The sequence below is a fragment of the Trichocoleus sp. FACHB-262 genome, assembly GCF_014696035.1.
Taxonomy (GTDB): domain Bacteria; phylum Cyanobacteriota; class Cyanobacteriia; order FACHB-46; family FACHB-46; genus Trichocoleus.
This window is the reverse complement of the sequence record NZ_JACJPK010000022.1, coordinates 1-3,912: the sequence shown is the minus strand read 5'-3', so window position 1 is coordinate 3,912 and position 3,912 is coordinate 1. Positions and strand designations below refer to the sequence as shown.

General features: G+C 43.5%; 4 protein-coding genes. All 4 read left to right on the top strand.

The genetic code is table 11. The features are described 5' to 3' along the window. The first annotated feature begins 65 nt into the window (after positions 1-65). The 4 genes from H6F68_RS29755 to H6F68_RS05125 are packed head-to-tail and all read left to right on the top strand — an operon-like array spanning position 66 to position 3,804. Positions 66-401, top strand: a complete 336-nt coding sequence (locus H6F68_RS29755) for a DUF559 domain-containing protein (RefSeq protein ID WP_190557019.1) — start codon at positions 66-68, stop codon at positions 399-401. A 56-nt stretch (positions 402-457) separates the two neighbouring features. Continuing rightward, positions 458-1,879, top strand: coding sequence for a trypsin-like peptidase domain-containing protein (locus H6F68_RS05135; protein WP_199299914.1), 1,422 nt, complete (start codon positions 458-460; stop codon positions 1,877-1,879). 20 nt (positions 1,880-1,899) lie between these two features. Beyond that, positions 1,900-2,991, top strand: coding sequence for a hypothetical protein (locus tag H6F68_RS05130; protein WP_190557017.1), 1,092 nt, complete (start codon positions 1,900-1,902; stop codon positions 2,989-2,991). Positions 2,992-3,024: 33 nt separating this feature from the next. Then, positions 3,025-3,804: a hypothetical protein gene (locus H6F68_RS05125; RefSeq protein WP_190557015.1), complete on the top strand. Its 780-nt coding sequence runs from the start codon at positions 3,025-3,027 to the stop codon at positions 3,802-3,804. The last annotated feature ends 108 nt before the right edge of the window (positions 3,805-3,912 follow it).

Here is a 3,912-nt window from a genome sequence, read left to right as displayed (position 1 = left end):
TAAAGCAATACATTACTTACGCTGCAAGTAATGGTAACAAACTGGAGAGGAATCAATCTGAGAATTTGACTCGAGTAAATCCTTCTTTAGAAGATGACATCTACCACGCTTTGAGCGAGCGGAAGTACAGAGTGGAGAGGCAGATAGGCTATTCAGAATACCGGATTGACTTAGCAGTAAGAAACGACCAACAGGATGGATTTCTCTTGGGTATTGAGTGTGATGGAATAACTTATCACAGACATCCAACCGTCCGCGATCGCGATCGCCTTCGGCAATTGGTTTTGGAGAAACTTGGCTGGCGCATTCACAGGGTTTGGTCTAGAGAGTGGTTTCGCGACAGGGACAGCCAGATAGAGCAGCTCGTTGAGCAACTGGAGCATCTTCGCCTTCAGAATTAGGCAGGGCTCCATTGTAGAAGACGAGGGGGAGTCTGTGGAAAATTCAGATGTAGTTTATGGAACCTGCACAACTTGAAGAGTTTCTAATCAAGATTCAAAAGCTGCAATCAATCATGATCGAGGTTGCTACTGGAGAATCCCGCATTGAGGAGGAGGAGGAGGAGTACATTAAGCTTTACCGGGAAGTTGAGCTACAAATTGAGCTGCTTCAAGAAGCGGGACTGTCTATCTCAAATCCAAACCACTTCGGGTCTCTCTGGGACTGGTATGACTACTGGTCGTCTCAATTAGACAGGAAATATGCCGCACGTCGGACATACATCCGTAACCTTTACGTAAGTGTTGCTCCTCCAATTGAGAAATCTCTGTACAAACAGAGGGTTCAATCAACCTCCTCGGAGGAGTTTATTCAGGATTTGAAGCGTCGCCTCAGCCCGAAATCACCGGCTGAGGCTCCTGCTTCCATTTCGATACAGCCTCATCAAGCTGTTGAAGTTTCATCTCAATTTATAGACTCAGATTCAAGTTGGACAGATGAAAGCGTCATGAATCCTGAATTATTTTTGGCGAAGAAAGATGTTGTACCTTTAACTTTGGCGTTAAACGCATTTGCTCTTAGGGTTAATGATGCCATCGATCGCCGAAGGGTTCTAGAGAGTGCTGGCATCGATATTGCTCTTTTAAGCAACCTAAAACTGGGTGCAACATCCAATATATTTGCTCCAGCATTAGTCGCAGAATTTCAAAGATACTGCATTTCAAATCAACACTTGGATTATCACCCGCTGGTGAGTCTACTCAAACACTTATGCGATCTGGCTCCCATCTATGGACTGGCAGATCAAGACATAGTTTTATTCACCCGATTAGCCGAGCAGGGACAGGAAAACCTCAAGGCTTTAGCGGCTCGCAGTGCTGTTGGAAGAATTGAGTCCCCTGAAGGACAAGGCATTGGTACTGGTGTCCTAATCGGGAAGAATCTACTACTCACATGTGACCACATTTTTAGTAAAAGTCAGACGAAACAAGCTTGGGTACGTTTTAACCACACTTCTGGGAGCTACCCCTTAGATTCAAATGTCTTTCAACTCGATCTGGATACAGCGACACGCTCTACTCAACCCGATTACGCTTTGGTAAAAGTCAAGGGTGAGCCGAAACAACGAACAGCTAAGCTAATCGATGCCATATTAGATAGCAATCAGGAAATTCGTCTGATTCACCATCCACAAGGACATTATGTTGTAATTTCCGGTTTGGGCCAGATTGTGCAAGTGGGAGAAGATTACATCGACCACAACATCAGTACTGCTGAAGGTTCATCTGGAGCGCCAATCTTTAATCGTGATTGGCAATTAGTGGCTATCCATCGGGGAAACCTAGGTATAGGGCGTGCAGGTCGATCGCTTGAGCCAGGAACCACGTCTGGTGTTCCGCTTCGCGCCTTCTGGCTAAACATTCAAACTCAACTGTCTTGATACTGGCAAGGAAGTGATTAATGAGTTTTTGGCAGAGTTTCTCAGAAACGTTCAGGCGAGAGTCCCCAAAATATCAAGCCCTTTTCTTACCAGAATATCGGATTGATGTAGATAATAATGCCACACCAATAAACGCGGGGGAAGCATACTGTCGTCTGTGGTTAGTGGAGATGCGGTTAGCCAGAGATGTGGATTGGTTTAGGGAACGCTATCCAGTCGTTCATGCGGCGATTCGCTTCAATCATGGCGGTAAATCTATTACCATTCCCTATCTGGCTGAGCCAGGACACTTACAAGAACTGTCGAAAGAGAATCTGAATAAGGTAATTCAATGTAACTATCCACTGACACCCCTGTTTCCCTTTAATGATGGCCTAGTGGAATTACAAGCTGGATTGTTCAGTATGGTGAATAGTGACCCGATCGGCAAATTTATCAAAACGATGGGGCGGTTTTCAGAGTTATTGCCAGTACCAGAACTCTCAACCGTGGTGAAGCTAGCAGAACCTGTGTATCGGGGGATTGAAGACTTAATCGGTGCTGGAGAGGGTCAATTAGAGTTGGGGTATCAACAAACCTTTTCTACTGGTGGTGGGGGGGGGAACAATGACCTCAAGCCAGGTTACTTCGTCGCTATCTTGGCTGAGGAAAACCAGATTACTCTAGATACACTGTGTGTTGTCAATGACAGCCTGAAAGTGGGGTCTCCTGGAAAAACCAAGGTGTTTGTGCGTGATGGTAAACCTCTTGATGGCTATAGCTACATGCTATTCCGTATAGAAAAGCGTACAGCTCAAGATTGGGAGTCTTTGACCCAAATTAAAGAATTGGTTTACCAGGCTCAAGACGCTGTGTTTAACGGTGAGTATAACAAGGTAACAACATTCCTCTTGCCTGCTATGAAGGCAGCAATTTTCCGCAGTCCTGATTTAATAAAGGCTGATCGCAGAAACATGGTTGTAAAAATCCACGCTCATCTGCATGAAATTGGTTTGCAAGGGGTAACCATGCAAAAGCGATCGCTTTATTCCATTATGCAACGGCCTTTACCAGCTATGGATACAGAGATGGAAGCAGAGCTTGAATTGCTAGAAGCACTTTTTAACTCGTAAAAATGAGAGATTGATTAATTCTATATCCTAAACATGGAATTTCTTGTCACAGAAGAAAAGCTCCAACTCCAGCAGATTTTAACTAAAAGTTCATACCTTCAAACCGCCGATGATCGTAGAAATTTCTTAACCTTTTGCGGCTTAGAAAACTCTTGTGAGTTACTTCAGTTAGATCAGTCTTTAAGTAAGTTCGTTATAAGCCTCTGTTCTACTCTTTCAAAAGTTCATATCAAGAGCGAAAGCTCTGAAAGGCTGGGATTAGTTATTTTCTTAGAATACATTAATCGAATCGATTCCAGTTTATCTTCGAGTGAGCAGGGCTTTATCCAACACGTCATTACCCAGTGGGAACGATGGCAAACATTCAAATCTAAAAAGCAGCAATCTGAATACTTCTCATATCTCTCAGCTTCTAAGAAAGGTTCCAATAAACCATCGCTTGCAACTAACAAGATTAGAGAAAGAAGAGATTTTTATACCGAGCGGCTTGCTCAATTAGAAGATAAATGCGCTGCTCTTGAAGATAATTTAACCTCAGCTTCCAATGAACTAGATCGATTGAGATTGAACAGGGAGTTAGAGGGTATTTTAGCCGAAATCGAGGAAGTAGAAGGTCAAATTAGAGAGTTTGACGCTAAAGATATAGATCAAGGTGTTCGCGATCGCAATTTAGAAAAAACTCTTCAAAAAATCGATTTTATCCAAGCTAAGAGAACTGCTAGCCTTGTCAAAGATAAACTTAGGGAGAATGGAGGTTCCGTTCTCTTCCTCCTTCAAAAAATCAAGAAGCAGATGGGACACTATTGTGTATAGCAATCCTAAATAGGATGTGGGGCTAACCATACATGAAGGCCTTCTCAAACGTAAACCACTGCTGATGCGTGACCAGCTCAAATAGATACTTCACCACGGCAAAAGATT

What these genes read in the sequence shown, in the direction of transcription:
- H6F68_RS05135 (WP_199299914.1), top strand. Translation starts at nt 458, where the DNA reads ATGGAACCTGCACAACTTGAAGAGTTTCTAATCAAGATTCAAAAGCTG.
- H6F68_RS05130 (WP_190557017.1), top strand. Translation starts at nt 1,900, where the DNA reads ATGAGTTTTTGGCAGAGTTTCTCAGAAACGTTCAGGCGAGAGTCCCCA.
- H6F68_RS05125 (WP_190557015.1), top strand. Translation starts at nt 3,025, where the DNA reads ATGGAATTTCTTGTCACAGAAGAAAAGCTCCAACTCCAGCAGATTTTA.